Source organism: Dechloromonas denitrificans, from assembly GCF_020510665.1.
Classification (GTDB): domain Bacteria; phylum Pseudomonadota; class Gammaproteobacteria; order Burkholderiales; family Rhodocyclaceae; genus Azonexus; species Azonexus denitrificans_B.
The window spans coordinates 1,461,114-1,479,188 of sequence record NZ_CP075187.1; the positions used below are offsets into that span (position 1 = coordinate 1,461,114).

At 58.7% G+C, this 18,075-nt stretch carries 13 protein-coding genes and 1 tRNA gene; 11 read left to right on the top strand and 3 right to left on the bottom strand.

Going from position 1 to position 18,075, the window contains the following annotated elements; all coding sequences use genetic code 11:
- Positions 1-49: 49 nt before the first annotated feature.
- The 3 genes from KI614_RS06750 to KI614_RS06760 form a co-directional block, all read right to left on the bottom strand.
- On the bottom strand, positions 50-1,522 hold the full coding sequence (locus KI614_RS06750) for an IS1182 family transposase (RefSeq protein ID WP_226408758.1): 1,473 nt from the start codon (positions 1,520-1,522) through the stop codon (positions 50-52).
- A gap of 97 nt (positions 1,523-1,619) precedes the next feature.
- The gene (locus tag KI614_RS06755; RefSeq protein ID WP_226408760.1) at positions 1,620-3,152 is read right to left on the bottom strand and encodes a fumarate hydratase; all 1,533 of its coding nucleotides are present in this window, start codon (positions 3,150-3,152) and stop codon (positions 1,620-1,622) included.
- A 13-nt stretch (positions 3,153-3,165) separates the two neighbouring features.
- Positions 3,166-3,702 (bottom strand): TIGR00645 family protein, encoded by a 537-nt coding sequence (locus KI614_RS06760; protein ID WP_226408763.1) that lies wholly within the window; start codon positions 3,700-3,702, stop codon positions 3,166-3,168.
- A gap of 253 nt (positions 3,703-3,955) precedes the next feature.
- On the opposite strand from KI614_RS06760, the gene acs reads away from it, so the two are divergent.
- The 11 genes from acs to KI614_RS06815 all read left to right on the top strand — a co-directional run bounded on the left by acs (position 3,956) and on the right by KI614_RS06815 (position 18,051).
- Positions 3,956-5,917, top strand: coding sequence for an acetate--CoA ligase (acs, locus tag KI614_RS06765; protein WP_226408765.1), 1,962 nt, complete (start codon positions 3,956-3,958; stop codon positions 5,915-5,917).
- 171 nt (positions 5,918-6,088) lie between these two features.
- Positions 6,089-6,283: a hypothetical protein gene (locus KI614_RS06770; protein WP_226408767.1), complete on the top strand. Its 195-nt coding sequence runs from the start codon at positions 6,089-6,091 to the stop codon at positions 6,281-6,283.
- Between the two features lies 1 nt (position 6,284).
- Positions 6,285-8,996, top strand: coding sequence for a sensor histidine kinase (locus KI614_RS06775; protein ID WP_226408769.1), 2,712 nt, complete (start codon positions 6,285-6,287; stop codon positions 8,994-8,996).
- Between the two features lie 17 nt (positions 8,997-9,013).
- On the top strand, positions 9,014-9,385 hold the full coding sequence (locus tag KI614_RS06780) for a response regulator transcription factor (RefSeq protein WP_203466283.1): 372 nt from the start codon (positions 9,014-9,016) through the stop codon (positions 9,383-9,385).
- A gap of 68 nt (positions 9,386-9,453) precedes the next feature.
- Positions 9,454-11,616, top strand: a complete 2,163-nt coding sequence (locus KI614_RS06785) for an exonuclease domain-containing protein (protein ID WP_226408771.1) — start codon at positions 9,454-9,456, stop codon at positions 11,614-11,616.
- 1 nt (position 11,617) lies between these two features.
- Entirely contained in the window at positions 11,618-12,679 is a 1,062-nt protein-coding gene (locus tag KI614_RS06790) for a DUF294 nucleotidyltransferase-like domain-containing protein (protein WP_226408773.1), read from the top strand.
- Between the two features lie 44 nt (positions 12,680-12,723).
- Complete coding sequence (locus KI614_RS06795) at positions 12,724-14,664, top strand: DUF294 nucleotidyltransferase-like domain-containing protein (protein WP_413464196.1); 1,941 nt, start codon at positions 12,724-12,726, stop codon at positions 14,662-14,664.
- 2 nt (positions 14,665-14,666) lie between these two features.
- A complete protein-coding gene (locus tag KI614_RS06800) occupies positions 14,667-15,362 on the top strand; it encodes a PolC-type DNA polymerase III (protein ID WP_226408775.1) in 696 nt (231 codons plus the stop codon).
- A 19-nt stretch (positions 15,363-15,381) separates the two neighbouring features.
- Positions 15,382-17,409 (top strand): sodium:solute symporter family protein, encoded by a 2,028-nt coding sequence (locus KI614_RS06805; protein ID WP_226408777.1) that lies wholly within the window; start codon positions 15,382-15,384, stop codon positions 17,407-17,409.
- Positions 17,406-17,657: a DUF4212 domain-containing protein gene (locus KI614_RS06810; RefSeq protein ID WP_226408779.1), complete on the top strand. Its 252-nt coding sequence runs from the start codon at positions 17,406-17,408 to the stop codon at positions 17,655-17,657. The genes KI614_RS06805 and KI614_RS06810 overlap by 4 nt, the downstream gene beginning before the upstream one ends.
- Before the next feature lie 303 nt (positions 17,658-17,960).
- Positions 17,961-18,051: transfer RNA gene (locus KI614_RS06815), tRNA-Ser, on the top strand.
- Positions 18,052-18,075: the final 24 nt, after the last annotated feature.

Sequence of the window (18,075 nt, forward strand, 5' to 3'; positions counted from 1 at the left end):
TTTTCGGGGGTTTTGTTTTTCTGGTTGGAAATCAGGGAGACTCCTGGCTTCAAGCCGAAGCGAGGCGGATTCTGAAATTCAGGTTAGGAACCCCGATCTGCCAAAGATGGCGGGCGAATGGGGCGGCAAAACGGGTTCGTGCGAGGATTTTGGCCAATAAGGCTGCCGCCTTGCGGGCCAGCAACAGGGCCATCTTCTTCATGTTCTGACAGGCCGCCGAGAGCAGGCACTGCGCTTGCACCTTGGCCAAGCCACGGAAACGGGCGTAACGGTGGCCGTGCAACTCCTTGGCATCGGCAAAACTGCGCTCCACCGTTTCCTTGCGCCGGGCGTACAGCCGTTTGCCCAGGTCGCTCAGGCGATTGGCGTTGATCGCTTCCTTGAAACCTTCCCAGAGATGCCGGGTCACGAGCTTCTGATGGTTCCGGCTCTGCGTGCATTGCCCGCGCACGCCGCAATCGGCACACCGCGCCGGGTTCGAGGCGTATTCGCGATAACCCAGCCGGTTGGTCGTCCGGTACGGTAGAACCTCCCCGGCCGGGCAGCGGTAGCAGTCCTGGACCGCATCGTAGAGATAGTCCCGTTTGTAGAAATAGCCATCGCGGTGTGTGGGTCGCTTGTAGCCCATCACCCCGAACAGTGCCCGCTCGAGAATGCCCTTGCAGACTTGCGGGGTGAAATACCCGGCATCCAGCCCGACGGCGCCCACGGCCAGATCAAAGCGCTCCATGACCCGATCCAGGCGGGCAAGGTAGGGCTGGCTGTCATGGACATTGCCCGGCGTGACATGGGTATCGACGATCAAAGCATGCACGCCATCGACAGTCCGGTGATCCAGATAGAAGAAGCCGGTCGGCTTGTTGTCGCGGGCCATGAAACCTGCGTCGGGATCGACCGTGCTGACCTTGACCTCCTTCATCGGCGGTGTCGAATCATCGTCATCACGCTTGAGCGGCTTCTTGCACGCGGCGGCTCGGTCCGTTTCGATGGCTGCATCCAGTTCGGCCAGGTAGGCCGCAGGGGTTTGCTCGACCTGATGCACCTCAAAATGCCGTTTGTTGGCATTCGCCTTCAGATGCGTGCTGTCCGTGTAAAGCACCCGCCCGCCAATCAGCTTATGCTCAATGGCTTGCTCGACAATCCCGTCGAAGATGCGTTGCTCAATGTCCGTCCCGACAAAGCGGCGACGCCGATTCTGCGACAGCGTCGAGGCATCCGGCACTTTGTCCGTCAGTCGAAAGCCGAGAAACCAGCGGTAAGCCACATTGACCTCGATTTCCTTCACCAGCCGTCGCTCGGAGCGAATCCCGAACAGGTAGCCAATGAACAACATCTTGAACAACACCACCGGATCAATCGCGGGTCGGCCATTGTTCTCGCAATACAGGTGCTGGGTCGCTTCACGAATGAAATCAAACCGGATGTGCTGGTCGAGCAGCCGGAGCAAGTGGTCTTTCGGGACCAATTGCTCCAACGTCACCATCTCCAGTTCCGTTTGGGCAGGGTAGACAGGCTTGAGCATACCTGCATTATAAAAAATAAAGCCCCCAATCGCTTGGAGGCTTTGTCAGCAGTCTGAAGCCCGGCTTGTGCCGGGCTTGATTTGATGTTGCCGAGGTTCAGGCAGAAGCCTGTTTCTTGGCGATCTTGATTTGCCATTCCTGAGGGCCAGTGGTGTGAACCGAGGTTCCGGAGGAGTCGACCGCAACAGTCACCGGCATGTTCTGGACATCGAACTCATAGATCGCTTCCATGCCCAGATCGGCAAAGCCGACAACCTTGGCCGACTTGATGGCCTTTGCCACCAGATAGGCCGCGCCGCCGACCGCCATCAGGTAGGCCGACTTGTTGTCCTTGATCGCCTCGATGGCAACCGGACCGCGCTCGGACTTGCCGATCATCGAGATCAGGCCGGTCTGTTCCAGCATCATGCGGGTGAATTTGTCCATCCGGGTGCCGGTGGTCGGTCCGGCCGGTCCGACAACTTCGTCACGTACCGGGTCAACCGGGCCGACGTAGTAAATGACGCGGTTAGTGAAGTCGACCGGCAGTTTTTCACCCTTGGCCAGCATGTCGGCGATGCGCTTGTGGGCGGCGTCGCGGCCGGTCAGCATCTTGCCGTTGAGAAGCAGTTTCTGGCCCGGCTTCCAGGCCGCAACCTGTTCCTTGGTCAGGGTGTTCAGGTCAACAGCAGTGGCCGCCTTGAGGTCGGGCGTCCAGGTGACGGCCGGCCAGTCTTCCAGCTTCGGCGGGTCGAGCTTGGCCGGGCCGGAGCCATCGAGATGGAAGTGGCAGTGACGGGTTGCGGCGCAGTTCGGGACCAGTGCGACCGGCAGGTTGGCCGCGTGACAGGGGTAATCCAGTACCTTGACGTCGAGCACGGTGGTCAGGCCGCCGAGACCCTGGGCGCCAACGCCGAGGGCGTTGATCTTTTCCATCAGTTCGAGGCGCAGTTGTTCCGGACGGGTCAGTTGAGCGCCGGTAGCAGCCTTGGCTTTCAGTTCATGGATATCGACCGGGGCCATGATCGATTCCTTGGCCAGCAGCATGGCCTTTTCCGGCGTGCCGCCGATGCCGATGCCGATGATGCCGGGCGGACACCAGCCGGCGCCCATTTCCGGGATCTTTTTCAGAATCCAGTCGACCAGGTCGTCGGACGGGTTGAGCATGGCGAACTTGGACTTGGCTTCCGAGCCGCCGCCCTTGGCCGCACAGATCACTTCAACGTGGTGACCTTCGACGATCTCGAAATGCACGACGGCCGGGGTGTTGTCCTTGGTGTTCTTGCGGGCACCGGCCGGGTCGGCCAGTACCGAGGCGCGCAGCGGATTGTCCGGGTTGCCGTAGGCACGACGCACGCCTTCATTGATCATTTCCTGGATGCTCATCGTGGCATCCGGCCAGGTGACCTGCATGCCGACCTTGATGAAGACCATGCCGATGCCGGTGTCCTGGCAGATCGGGCGGTGGCCTTCGGCGGACATGCGCGAATTGGTCAGGATCTGGGCAATCGCATCCTTCGCAGCCGGGGATTCTTCGCGGTCGTAGGCCTCACCGAGTGCCTTGATGTAATCCAGCGGGTGGTAGTAGCTGATGTACTGAAAAGCATCGGCGACGGACTGGATCAGGTCTTCCTGTTTGATAGCGGTCATGCGCAACTCCGGGTCAGTGGTGTTTTTGGTGTTGAAGGGCGAGGGTCTGGGTCATGGTCTTGTCGACAAGCGCCATGGCCAGGGCGGAGAAAAGGAATACGACGTGGATGATCACCTGCCACATCAGGGTGTGCTCGCTCAGGTTGGCGGCATTGATGAAGCTTTTCAGCAGGTGGATCGAGGAAATGCCGATGATCGCGGTCGACAGCTTGATTTTCAGGACGCCGGCGTTGACGTGCGACAGCCATTCCGGCTGATCCGGGTGGTCTTCGAGATCGAGGCGTGAAACGAAGGTTTCGTAGCCACCGACGATGACCATGACCAGCAGGTTGGCGATCATCACGACATCGATCAGACCGAGTACGACCAGCATGACTTCGGTTTCGCTGAAGTGGGCGGTATCGAATGCGTTGTGTACCAGGTGGCTCAACTCAACCATGAACAGCCAGCAATAAACGATCTGGGCGACGATCAGGCCAATGTAAAGAGGGGCCTGTATCCAGCGGCTGGCAAAAATGAATGACTCGAGGAATTTGATCGGTGAACGCATCACGGAAAGCTTTTGGAATTGGGGGCGAAAGTTTAGCACGCAGCCGGCAGAATGCCGGGATATGCCAAATTGCTGCGGCGCAGCGTGCTTTCGTAAGCGCTTTGTAAGATTATCGACGTCTAATGCCGCCTCAACGCTGGCGAGGGGAGTGGGTTTGTTCTCCAGCTTGCGCGGCTTTAACCATTCAGCATTTGCTGCTGAATATGATCGGTTGTTTCAACATAAATTGCGAAGTACCGCAGAGGAGAAGAATATGTCGAATGAGTCCGTGCAGCTTATTTATCCATCAGAAGAAATGGTCAAGAATGCGGCAGTTTCAGGGATGGATGCCTACCGCGCACTGTGCGCGGAAGCGGATGCCGACTACCCGGAATTCTGGGCCAAGCGCGCCCGCGAATTCATCACCTGGAAGCAGCCTTTTACCCAGTCGCTTGATGAATCCAATGCCCCGTTTTTCAAATGGTTTGCCGACGGCAAGCTGAATGTTTCCTACAACTGTCTCGACCGTAACGTCGAAGCCGGTCTGGGTGACAAGGTCGCCCTGATTTTCGAAGCCGACAACGGCGAAGTGACCAAGGTTACGTACAAGGAGCTGCTCTCCAAGGTTGCCAAGTTTGCCAATGCTCTGCGCGGCATGGGTGTCAAGAAGGGCGATCGCGTCGTCATCTACATGCCGATGACCGTCGAAGGCATCTGCGCCATGCAGGCTTGTGCCCGCCTCGGCGCCATCCATTCCATCGTTTTCGGCGGTTTCTCCGCCCAGTCCCTGCGCGATCGTATCCACGATGCCGGCGCTGTTGCCCTGATTACCTCCGACGGCCAGTTCCGCGGTGGCAAGGCCATCCCGCTCAAGCCGATTGCTGACGAAGCCTTCGCCATGGGTGGTTGCGAGTCCGTCAAGAACGTCATCGTCTTCAAGCGCACCGGCGCCGAAGTCAACATGGTTGCCGGTCGTGATACCTGGTTGCACGACGCTGTTGCCAACCAGTCCGACGTTTGCGAACCGGAATGGGTCGAAGCCGAACACCCGCTGTTCCTGCTCTACACGTCTGGCTCCACCGGCAAGCCGAAGGGTGTCCAGCACTCCACCGGCGGCTACCTGCTGCACGCCATCATGACCATGAAGTGGACCTTCGACATCAAGCCGTCGGACGTCTTCTGGTGTACGGCCGACATCGGCTGGGTCACCGGTCACACCTACATCACCTACGGCCCGCTGGCTTGCGGCGCGACCGAAATCGTTTTTGAAGGCGTTCCGACCTACCCGGATGCCGGTCGTTTCTGGAAGATGATCCAGGATCACAAGGCCACGATTTTCTACACTGCACCGACCGCCATCCGTTCGCTGATCAAGTCTTCCGATACCAACCCGGCTGTCCATCCGAAGAGCTACGACCTGTCTTCGCTGCGCATCCTCGGTTCGGTTGGCGAGCCAATCAACCCGGCGGCCTGGACGTGGTACTACGAAAACGTTGGCGGCGGCCGTTGCCCGATCGTCGATACCTTCTGGCAGACCGAAACCGGTGGCCACATGATCACCCCGCTGCCGGGCGCAACCCCGCTGGTGCCGGGTTCCTGCACCCTGCCGTTCCCGGGCATCCAGTTCGCCGTGGTCGATGAGACCGGTGCCGATCTGCCGTGGGGCCAGGGCGGTATCCTGGTTTGCAAGAAGCCGTGGCCGTCGATGATCCGCACGATCTGGAACGACGACGAGCGCTTCGTCAAGTCCTACTACCCGGCTGACTTCCAGGGCAAGTACTACCTGGCTGGCGACGGCGCGATCCGCGACAAGGACACTGGCTACTTCACCATCACCGGCCGTATCGACGACGTGCTGAACGTTTCCGGTCACCGCATGGGCACGATGGAAATCGAGTCGGCGCTGGTTGCCAATCCGCTGGTGGCCGAAGCTGCCGTGGTCGGCCGTCCGGACGACCTGACCGGTGAGGCGATTGTTGCCTTCGTCGTTCTGAAGGGTGCTCGCCCGACCGGTGACGACGCCAAGCGCATCATCAAGGAACTGTCTGACTGGGTGGGCAAGGAAATCGGGCCGATCGCCAAGCCGAAGGACATCCGTTTCGGTGACAACCTGCCGAAGACCCGTTCGGGCAAGATCATGCGTCGTCTGCTGCGTGGTCTGGCCAAGGGCGAGGAACTGACGCAAGACACGTCTACGCTGGAAAATCCGGCCATTCTCGAACAGCTCAAGGGCTGATCGGCGAAAGGTCGGGGTGGAGAGTGCGGCTTGCCGTGCTCTCCTGCCGATTAAAGGCGAGGAGGAGTCAATGGGCGCCATCAGGCAGCCCCCACAAGTAGTCGATACAGGCTACGCCTTAACGGCTGGCACGCTTGGCGTGCCAGCCGTTTCCTTTTTTGGAGCCAGTGCTTGAAACGCATCAACCCCGTTCGGCAGCGCCTGGCTGCGCTTGGCATGCTGGGCTTCGCCGGGCTCAATTTCCCGCTGGTCGGTCTTCCATCTGGCGATTGCTTGGGTATGCCTGCCTCTTATCTATACCTTTTCGGGGGATGGGGCGGTCTGATTCTGTTGGCTGCCTGGCTGGCCGAAAGGCGAGGCAGCTGAGATGCTTTCGGGTTGGTTCATTGCGCTTGTTGCCACGGTGTACGTTGCCATTTTGTTTGCCGTCGCTCGCTTTGGGGATGCCCGGGCGGATGCCGGCAAGTCGATTATTTCGGCCAATGTCTACGCCTTGTCGCTGGCCGTGTATTGCACTTCATGGACTTTTTACGGCAGCGTTGGCCGGGCCAGTACTGGCGGCCTTTCATTCCTGACCATCTATATCGGGCCGACGCTGATGTTGCTGTGTGTCGGGGTGATCATCAAGATGATCCGCATCAGCAAAACGCAGCGGATTACGTCGATTGCCGATTTCATTGCTTCACGCTACGGCAAGAGCCAGTTGCTGGCCGGGCTGGTCACGGTGATTGCCGTCATCGGGGTCGTGCCTTACATCGCCCTCCAGTTGAAGGCCGTTTCGGCCAGTCTTGCTGTGCTGTTTGTGAATTCGGATGCCGGGCTCTTGCCGTGGTGGCTGGATTCGACCTTTGTGGTGGCTGCCGTACTGGCTCTTTTTGCCATTCTTTTCGGGACACGACATCTGGATGCTACCGAACGCCATGAGGGCATGGTGGCTGCCGTTGCTTTCGAATCGGTCGTTAAATTGCTCGCTTTCATGGCCGTTGGTGTTTTTGTTACCTACAGCCTGTTCGACGGTTTTTCCGACGTTTTCCGCCAGGCGGCGGCTTCTCCTGAGTTGGCGCGCTTGCTGCAACACGATTCGGCCCGTTCGGGCACGTGGACCGCGCTGATCCTGGTTTCCGGGCTGGCGATCATTTTTCTTCCGCGCCAGTTCCAGATCATTGTGGTTGAAAACGTCGACGAAGCACATCTCAAACGGGCCGTCTGGCTGTTTCCGCTCTATTTGCTGCTGATCAATATTTTTGTCCTGCCGCTGGCGCTGGGCGGCTTGCTGCACTTTCAGGGACAGACGGTCAATCCCGATACCTTTGTGTTGACGCTGCCCATGGTGCATGGCGCCGAAGCGCTGGCCCTGCTGGTTTTCGTCGGTGGTTTGTCGGCCGCCACGGGGATGGTGATTGTTGAAACCATCGCATTGTCGACCATGATCTGCAACGATCTGGTCATGCCATGGTTGCTGCGGTCGACCTTGTTGAAAGGGGAAAAACGCCAGGACCTGTCCGGCTTGCTGATCGCCATTCGGCGAATTGCGATTGCCCTGATCTTGTTGCTGGGCTACATCTATTTTCGGGCTGCCGGTGAAGCCTATGCGCTGGTCGGCATTGGTTTGATTTCATTTGCTGCCGTTGCCCAATTTGCGCCAGCCATGTTCGGCGGCATGTACTGGAAACAGGGGACGCGCTCAGGGGCCATCGCCGGTTTGCTCGGCGGCTTTGCGGTTTGGGCTTATACCCTGCTGCTTCCCTCATTTGCCAAATCGGGCTGGATTGCGCCGGATTTTGTCCAACACGGCTTGTTCGGGATATCTGCATTGAAGGCCCAGGCTTTGTTCGGACTGGCCGGCATGGACGAAATATCGCACAGCCTGTGGTGGAGCTTGCTGGTCAATGCCGGGCTGTATGTTGCCGTTTCGCTCAGCTCGCGTCCGAGCGCCGTCGAGGCCCGGCAGGCTGAACGCTTTGTCGATGTCTTTCGTCATTCATCTCCGCTGGCCGAAGCGCGTTTGTGGCGTGGCCAGGTTTCGGTTGAAGGGCTGGTCGGATTGCTGGAGCGCTTTCTCGGGCCGCAACGCGCGCATCAACAACTGGATCTTTATGCTGCATCGCGCGGCGTGCATGTCTGGCGCAAACTGCCAGCCGATGCTGATTTCGTCCGCTTTGCCGAGGCCGAGCTGGCCGGGGCGATCGGCTCGGCCAGCGCCCGGGTGATGGTAGCTTCGGTGGCCCAGGAAGAAGATCTCGGCCTGGACGAAGTACTCGATATTCTCGATGAAGCATCGCAGGTGCGGGCTTATAGCCGCGATCTGGAAATCAAGCAGCAGGAGCTGGAAGCGGCGACTCAGGAGTTGCGCGAGGCAAATGAGCGTTTGCGCGAGGTCGACCGCATGAAAGACGATTTCATTTCAACGGTAACCCACGAACTGCGCACGCCGCTGACGTCGATTCGCGCCTTGTCCGAAATGCTGCATGAAGATCCCAAGCTCGAACTGGTGGAGCGGCGACGCTTTCTCGGCATCATCGTTGGTGAAGCCGAGCGCCTGACACGGCTGATCAACCAGATTCTGGACATGGCCAAGATGGAGTCGGGGCATGCCGAATGGACCAGCAGCGAGGTCGATGTCGGTGAAGTCGTGCGTGAAGCCGTCGAGTCCTTGGGCCAGCTTTTCCGCGACAAGGGCGTTCGCCTCGACAGCGAGATTGCTCCCGATATTCCCAGGGTGCTGGCGGATCGGGATCGCCTTACACAGGTGATGATCAACCTGTTGTCGAACGCGGTGAAATTCGTTCCCGGTCAACGTGGACAGGTTCGTGTCAGGGTGACGGCAGATACTGGGCAGGTTCGAGTCGAGGTTTCAGACAATGGCCCCGGCTTGACGGCTGACGAATGCAATGTCATTTTTGAAAAATTCCGTCAGGGTGGGAATACACTGACCGACAAGCCGCAGGGGACCGGGCTGGGTCTGCCGATCAGCCGGCAGATCGTTGAATTTTTTGGTGGTAATCTCTGGGTTGAAAGCCGACCCGGAGACGGTGCGAATTTCATTTTCACGGTGCCCTTGCCGGCATCGGAGGAATAACAAGGGAGACAAAACGCATGCCTAAAAAAATCCTTATCGTTGACGACGAACCCAATATTGTCATTTCGCTCGAATTCCTGATGAAAAAGGAAGGTTTCGAGGTAGCGGTCGCCGGTGATGGCGATGAAGCGCTGGGCAAGGTAGCCAGTTTTGCGCCGGATCTGATTTTGCTCGATGTCATGATGCCGAAAAAATCCGGGTTCGAAGTGTGCGAGGCCTTGCGCGCCGACCCGGCCCACGCCGCCCTGCAAATTGTCATGTTGACGGCCAAGGGGCGTGACACCGAAGTCGCCAAGGGGCTGGCCATCGGCGCCGATGCCTATGTCACCAAACCATTTTCGACCAAGGATCTGGTGGCGCGCGTCAAGAGCATGCTCGGCACCGCCTGAGTTGCCCTGCGCCGGTCGACCACCGGAACAGGCCGAAATTCCGACGAATATTTTCCGGATTGGCTGTCATGAAGGCTAAACACCGTTTTATCGCTGCTGTCGTCGTGCTCGGGTTGTTGATGACCGGGCCGTTTGTCGTCACTTCCTTGCTGGTCTGGCTCGACATGAAAGATGCCGAGCGGGAGTTGCTGACCAACCTGCTGCTTTCCCGCCTGCCGGTTGGTACCGTGATGACGCTCTTCGGATTCGTGCTGGGCGTGCTGGTCCTGCACAGGCTGTTCAAGCAATACGTCGAGGGTCTGTTGCGCATGGCCGAAACGCTGCGCCTGATGCTCGGCGCGAATCGCAATTTTCGCGTCACGCCGGAGGGGCCGCCGGAAGTCCAGCAGTTGGCTCACGCCGCCAATGACCTGGCGCAGCAGCGCGACGAATTGATGGATGACGTCGACGCCCAGATTTCGCGTGCCAAAGCTTCGGTCGAGGAGGAGAAAAACCGTCTCGCCGCCTTGATGTCCGAACTGGCGCAAGCCGTCGTTGTGTGCAATCTCGATGGTCGCATCCTGCTCTACAACAACCGGGCTCGCCTGCAATTCAAGGCACTGGCCCAAGGGCCGACATCGGTTGCCGGCGGTGCGTTGATCGGTCTCGGTCGCTCGATTTTCTCGATTCTCGAAAAGAACCAGGTCGAACATGCCCAGGAAGTCATCAGCCAGCGCTTGCACGGCGGCAAGACGGCGATGGCCAATTTCATCACCACAACGCGCGGCGGCCAGTTGCTGCGCGTCCAGATGGTTCCCGTGCTTGCCGCATCGGCAAGCGAGGGCGAACCCGGTATGTCCGGTTACGTGCTGACGGTCGAGAACATTACCCGCAGCATGGAGCAGGAAGCACGGCGCGATCAGGCCCTGCATTCGCTGACCGAAGGCAGTCGTTCGGCGCTTGGCAGCATTCGTGCCGCGGTGACCAATATGATCGACTATCCTGACATGGAAACCGAGTTGCGCGAACGCTTTGTCCGGGTCGTCGACGATGAGGCGGCCAAGATGAGTCAGCGGCTTGATCTGACCATGGCCGAGTTCTCCGATTCGATGAAAACCCGCTGGCCGCTCGAAGATATTCTCGGTATCGACATCATTGCCGCAGCTCAGCGACGGATCGAAGACAAACTCAAATTGCCGATCAAGACGGAAGAGCTTGATGATGCGCTCTGGATCAAGGCCGACAGTTTTTCGCTGGTTTTCGCACTGCTTTCGCTGGCCTCCAAGTTGCAGGATCACTACGAGCCGCGCGAACTGCGCTTCCGCCTTTCATCCGAGGGAAAACTGGCTTACCTCGACCTGATCTGGGCCGGCCCGGCCATGTCGTCCGAGACTTTCTATACCTGGGAAATGGAGTCGATGCAGGTGGGTGACGAGACCTCGCCGTTGTCGCTGCGCGACATGATCGACCGGCATGGCGGGGAAATCTGGTATCAGCGGGAAAAGGCCGCACATCGGGCTTTCTTCCGTTTCGTGCTGCCGGTTGCCATTCCTGAGGCCGGGCTTGAAGAGGATGAGCGCAAGCGCGGTTCTGGGCGGCCTGAATATTACGATTTCGATCTGTTCAACTTTCAGGACAAGACGGTCGATCTCGACCGCAAGCTGAGCGAGCTGACCTATACCGTTTTCGATACCGAAACGACCGGGCTGGAACCGTCGAATGGCGATGAAATCATTCAGATCGGTGCGGCGCGGATCGTCAATAATCGTCTGCTGCGCCAGGAGAATTTCGACCAGATCATTGATCCGGAGCGCCCGCTGCGTCCGGAAGGAATTCCGATTCACGGCATCACCGAGGACATGGTGCGCGGCAAGCCGACTATTGATGGTGTACTGCCGGCCTTCCACGAGTTTTGCGAAGATACCGTGCTGATTGCCCACAATGCCGCCTTCGACATGCGCTTCCTGCAACTCAAGGAGGAACGTACCGGCCTGCGTTTCTCGCAACCGGTGCTGGATACGCTGCTGCTTTCAGCCGTCGTGCATCCGAATCAGGAATCGCACAAGCTGGATGTGATTCTTGAACGTCTCGGCATTCACATCGAGACGCGTCACAACGCACTCGAAGATGCGCTGGCAACCGGGCAGGTCTTCCTCAAGCTGGTGCCGCTGCTGGAACAGAAAGGTATCGTGACGGTGCGCCAGGCGCTCGAAGCCTCCGAGAAAACCTACTTTGCCCGGATCAAATACTGAGGTGAAAGACGTTTTCGAACAGTGGTTGCCTTGCCAGCAATTGACGCGCCTTGATCGTGATCTGGCCCTGCTCGACGATATTTCCAAGGCGGCTGGGCTGGCCGGCGAGGTGCGACGGCTGTCCTCGGCCCTGGCGGCAAGCAGTGCCGGCGGCACGCAACTGACGCGCATCATTTCGTGCCTGAATGACCGGTTGACCGCGAAAGTTGTTGCCTTGACCGCCGGCCGGCACCGTTTGCCGCCGGTCGAGTGGTGCTGGCTGGCGCTCGGTTCGGAGGGGCGACAGGAGCAGACTTTCCTGACCGATCAGGACAACGGTCTGATCTTCAATGCCACCAGCCAGCAAGAGGCAGATGCCTTGCGCGAGCTTTTCCTGCCGTTCGCCGAGGCAGTCAATCAGCGGCTGGCCGAATGCGGCTTTCTGCTTTGTCCCGGGAGAATCATGGCCGGCAATCCGGCCTGGTGTCTGTCGCTGGATGAATGGCGCGAGAAGTTCATCGACTGGGTACGCCGCCCCGATCCGGCCGCCTTGCTCAACGCCAGTATCTTCTTCGACTTGCGACCGCTCTGCGGCACGCTTGAGCTGGGTGAATCGTTGCGGACGTTATTACTCTCGCTGACTGTCGATACGCCGGCGTTTCTTCACCTGATGGCGGCCAATGCCTTGCATGCCGAAGTGCCGCTCAATTTTCGCGGTGAAGTGGCGCTTGAGGAACACGGCGAGGTTGATTTGAAAAAATTCGGCAGCCGGATTTTTGTCGATGCCGCGCGAATTTTTGCGCTGGCTTGCGGCGAACGCTCGGTGAATAGTGCGGAGCGCCTGCGTCGGGCAGGGCCGGCCGCCGGTTTGCTCGAAGACGAGATTGCTGCGGTCGACGCCGCTTTTTCGCATGTTTTACGCCTGCGCTTGCAGCAGCAAGCAGCCGATGCGGCAGGCGGCAAGGTTGTCGGTTATGGCCTGAAGCCGGCAAGCCTGCATGAAATGGACCGGGCCATCCTGCGTGAGTCGCTCAAGCTGGCGCGCCGCCTGCAGCAGCGTCTCAAGTTAAACTATGCACTCTAATAAGAATTGAGGTTGCCGTGAGAACGCAGCAAGCAGACGAACAAGTGGCCGTTGGCCAGGTTGAAGCCAATTTGCGTCAGGAAGGACGCCGTCGCGTCGCCGGGAATACCCTGGCCTTCCTCAAGAATCATGCGCCATTCAGCAAAATGGGCAGTGCCGCGCTGCAATTGTTTGCCGATCAGGCGCAACTGGCGTTTTATCCGGCGGGCAGCGAGATTGTCGGCCCGGATGCCGGCAATGTCCGTTACTTTTACCTGATCGAGTCCGGTCAAGTGCAGGCGCGCCAGGCCGGCGAGGTGACCGTCACGGAATATTCCATTCTCAGCCTGCAAGCCGGGGAAAGTTTTCCGATCGGCGCGGTGACGGCAGGGCGCCCGTCGACCAATACCTATACGGCGCTGGAAGATACTTTCTGCTACCAGTTGCCGGCCGAGTTTTTCATGCAGCTGATGCAGACCAGCCCCGAGTTCAACCTGTTCTGTACGCGTTATATCGCCAGCTTGCTCGATCAGTCGCGCCAGCAGTTGCAACTGCAATTTGCCCAGCGGGCCAACGAGCAACAAACGCTCAACTCGCCGCTGGCCGGCATTGGTTCGCGTTCCCCGATTACCGTACCGCCCGACACGGCCTTGCGTACTGCGCTGGAGACGATGTCGCAGGCGGGTATCGGTTCGTTGGTGATTGCCGATGCGGACAGCAAACCGGTTGGTGTGTTTACCCGCACAGATTTGCTGGATCGTGTCGTGCTGGCCAATGTGCCGCTCGAAGCACCGATCAGCCAGGTCATGTCGGTCACGCCATTCATGCTTGAAGAACATGCCACGGCCTACGATGCGATGCTGGCCATGGCAACGCACGGGATTCGCCATGTGCTGGTGACGGATGCCGAAGGCAAGCTGACCGGCGTTGTTTCCGAGCGCGATCTCTTTGCGCTGCAGCGCGTCGGCCTGCGCCAGATTCGCCAGTCGATCGATGGCGCGCCCGATGTTACAAGCTTGCAGCAATCGGCCGCCGATGTGCGTCAGTTGGCCTTCAACATGCTGGCGCAGGGGGTGGGGGCCGAGCAATTGACCCAATTTATTTCGGCGCTCAACGATGCGCTGACCCGTCGCGTCATCCAGCTCAATCTTGGTAACCATAATTTCGATGGTATCGAATGGGCCTGGCTGGCGTTTGGTTCCGAAGGGCGTGACGAGCAAACTTTCAGCACCGACCAGGATAACGGCATCGTTTTCGATCCGCCCGATGCTGACGCGGTCGACGCGCTGAAACAGCGTTTTCTGGCGTTCGCCCGGGATGTGAACAACGACCTTGATCGCTGCGGTTTCCCGCTGTGCAAGGGCAACATCATGGCCAGCAACCCGCAGTGGTGCCTGTCGCTCAATGAATGGAAGGGGCAGTTCAGCGACTGGGTGCGCATGCCGCATCCGGATGCCTTGCTCAATGCGACGATCTTTTTCGATTTCCGGCCGCTTTACGGCCAGAGTGCGCTGGCCGAATCGATGCGCGTGCACTTGCTGGTCCAGACGGCAAGCAGTCCGATGTTCCTGCGCGCCATGGCCAAGAATGCGCTCGATGTCGAGCCGCCGCTCGGCAAGCTGCGTGATTTCCTGACCGATCTGGAGCCGGGGCAGCCGGGCAAGATCGATCTGAAGAAATATGGTTCGCGGATCTTTGTCGATGTCGCCCGGATTTACGCACTGGCTGCCGGCGTGCACAACACCAATTCGATTCAGCGTCTGCGCCTGGCTTCCAAGCGCCTGTCGATTCGCGACGATGAGATCAATGCCGTGCTGGAAGGTCTCGACTTCATCCAGTTGCTGCGCCTGCAGCACCAGTATCTCGAAGGCGAGCCGGGCACCCAGGGTGATAACCTGATCAATCCGGATAGCTTGAACGAGCTGGATCGACGCATCCTCAAGGAATCCTTCCGCCAGGCCCGCAAGCTTCAGACGCGCTTGAAACTCGATTACCAGGTGAATTGAGCATGATCAGCCTCAAGAAATTTCTTTTCAAGGCTGGTTCGCTCGAACATTTGCCGGAAGATGTTCGTCTTTCGCTTGAAAAGTGGCGAGCCAGCAAGCCGCCCGAACTCGACGAGGTGCATTTTCATACGCGCTATATCGTCATCGATATCGTGACCAGCGGCACCAAGCCGGAAAGCGACCGGCTCCTGAGCATTGCGGCAACCTGTGTGCGGCAGGGGGTGATCGTGCCTGAGGATTCCTTGTTTATCGATCTGGCCAGCCTGGAGCAGCATCAGGCGGCGACGGATGAGGGGCTGGAGCAGGGCGCTGCGGTCGACCGGCAGTTGATGGCTTTTTTGCAATTTGCCGCCAAGGCGCCGCTGGTTACTTACCATGTTTCCTACGTCGGTGGCTTCCTCCAGCAGTTGTTCAAGGAGCGCCTGGGCGTCGATTTCCAGCCGCAATGGGTCGATATGGCCTGGTTGCTGCCGGCGATGTTTGCCGAAAAGAGCCACAGCATCATGCCGCTCGATCAGTGGCTCGATGCCTTTGGCTTTGCCTCCGGGGTCGGACGGCGCGATGCGATGGACAACACCCTGATGCTGGCACGTCTCTTCCAGATGCTGCTCGTTCGGGCGGCAGACAAGGATATCGACACGGCGTTGCGCCTGGTCGAAGAGTCGCGCGCCAGCAGTTTCCTGCGTCGTACCCATTAGCCGCCGAATGTTCGGCCAGATGACCCGGTTGCAACGTTACTACCTGAGTTACACAGGGGGGTTCCTGTTGTTTATCGGTGTCCTGGCCGTGCTTGAGCAGCACGGCATGCCACCGCGCTGGATCGGCTACGCCTTCCTGTTTTTCACCATCTTTCTCTATGCCGCAATCGGCATCATGAGCCGGACATCGGATGTTTCCGAGTATTACGTCGCGGGTCGCCGGGTGCCGGCTTTTTTCAATGGCATGGCGACCGGTGCCGACTGGATGAGTGCGGCTTCGTTCATGGGGCTGGCCGGCACACTTTATCTGTCGGGGCACCAGGGGCTGGCCTTCGTGATCGGCTGGACCGGCGGATTCGTGCTGGTTGCGTTGTTGCTGGCGCCGTATTTGCGACGTTTCGGCGAATACACCATTCCCGATTTTCTCGGGGCTCGCTACGGCGGTAATGCAATTCGTCTCGTCGCCGTGGGCGCGGCCATTCTGGCCTCTTTTGTGTACGTCGTGGCGCAGATCTATGGGGTCGGGGTAATCACCAGCCGGTTTGTCAGCCTGCAATTCGAAATCGGGGTTTTTCTCGGCCTGGCTGGCATCCTGGTTTGTTCGTTTCTGGGCGGCATGAAGGCGGTGACCTGGACGCAAGTCGCCCAGTACGTCATTTTGATCATCGCTTACATCACCCCGGTAGCCATCCTTTCCTACAACGTCACCGGCAACCCGGTGCCGCAACTGGTTTACGGACAAGTGCTGCAGGAGGTTACCCGCCTTGAGCATCGCCTGTTCAATACGCCGGCGGAAATCGAGGTGCGCAACCTTTATCGCGAACGGGCCGATCTCTACGCTCAAAAAATCATGCAATTGCCGCAATCATTGACGCTTGAACGGGAGAAGTTCTCGGCCGAGATCAATCGTCTGAAAGCCAGCGATGCGCAGATGAAGGATATCGTCGCGGTTGAGCGTCTGCGCCGTGATTTGCCGCATGATCCGGATCAGGCGCGTTCGCAGTGGGAAAATGCGATGTTTTCGGCCGTCGACCGCAGCAAGATGCCGACGCATCATGCCGAGGCTTTTCCGGGGGAAAACGATGCCGAACAGATGGCCATGCGGCTCAATTTCATGGCTCTCATCTTTTGCCTGACAATCGGCACGGCGGCCTTGCCCCATATCCTGATGCGCTATTACACGACACCGACCGTGCGGCAAGCGCGCGAGTCTGTTTTCTGGTCGCTCCTCTTCATCTTGCTGCTTTACATTACCGCCCCGGCTTACGCCGTTTTTGCCAAGTTCGAAGTGTTCAGCCATCTGGCCGAAATTCCGCTGACCAAATTGCCCGGCTGGGTTGCGGCCTGGAGCAAGGTCGGCCTGGTCAGCATTGAGGATATCAACGGCGACGGCATTCTCCAGTTGGCCGAACTGTCGATGAATCCCGATGTGATCGTACTGGCGACCCCGGAAATTGCCGGCATGCCTTACGTGGTATCGGGCCTGGTTGCCGCCGGTGCGCTGGCCGCTGCATTGTCGACGGCCGATGGCTTGCTGCTGACCATTACCGGCGCACTGTCGCACGACGTCTATTACCGCATCGTCCGGCCGGATGCATCGACCCAGCTGCGTCTGGTCATCTCGAAGTCCCTGCTGCTCGTCGTGGCCGTGCTGGCAGCTACGGTTGCAGCACAAAAGCCAGGAACGATCGTCTCGATGGTGGCCTGGGCTTTCTCGATTGCCGGTTCTGCATTTTTCCCTGCACTCGTCCTCGGTATTTTCTGGAAAGGGGCAACTCGGATCGGTGCCTTGGCCGGGATGGTGCTTGGCACCTTGCTAACGCTTTATTACATCGTTCGGGTTGAGTTCAACGAAATTCCCTGGTTGGGGATTTCCAATCTGCACATGGAGCCGTGGCTGTATATCCAGTCGACTTCGGCCGGTGTTTTTGGCGTCGTCGCCGGATTCATTACCATCATTCTGGTCAGCTTGCTGACCCCCTCCGGCGATAGCGCTTCCGCGTTCCTCAAGGGTATTCGGCGAACCGAACAGAGGAGTGGGCGTTGAAGCATCCCGATGGAGCTTACTGGCTCAAGACACGACGCCTGACATTCGCTTTGCTGTTCGTCTGGATTGTCGTTACGTTCGGCGCCAGCTGGTTTGCCCGGGAGCTCAACGAGTTTTCACTGTTCGGTTTTCCTCTGGGCTTCTATATGGGGGCGCAAGGGGTGATTTTCATCTACCTCCTGATCATCTGGTTCTACAACCGCCAGATGCGTCGCCTGGAGCGCGAATTCGGGATTGATGACGAGTAGCCTGCTTTTCCTGCTCTCGGCCGCCAGGGCCATTAGCGAGATGCTGGGCCTGTGCTTGCTGGCACAGGCTGCCATGTATGCGTTGCTGGGGCATCAGCGAGGGGGGAATCCAATTTACCGACTATTTTCGCTGTTGACTGCAGCACCCAGAAAAGTGGCCCGGATATTCCTGCCCCGGGCGCTGAGTGAGCCCCTGGTCGCTGCTTTCTGCTTCCTGGTTTTATTCGCAATCTGGCTTGGCTTGGCCATTTTGCGAAAATTCATTTGACCAAATCCAAACTCCTGCTACAATGCGCGCCTCTTGGAGCGGTGGATGAGTGGTTTAAGTCGCACGCCTGGAAAGCGTGTGTGGGTTAATAGCCCACCGCGGGTTCGAATCCCGCCTGCTCCGCCAAGACAAATGAAAAACGGCCCTTCT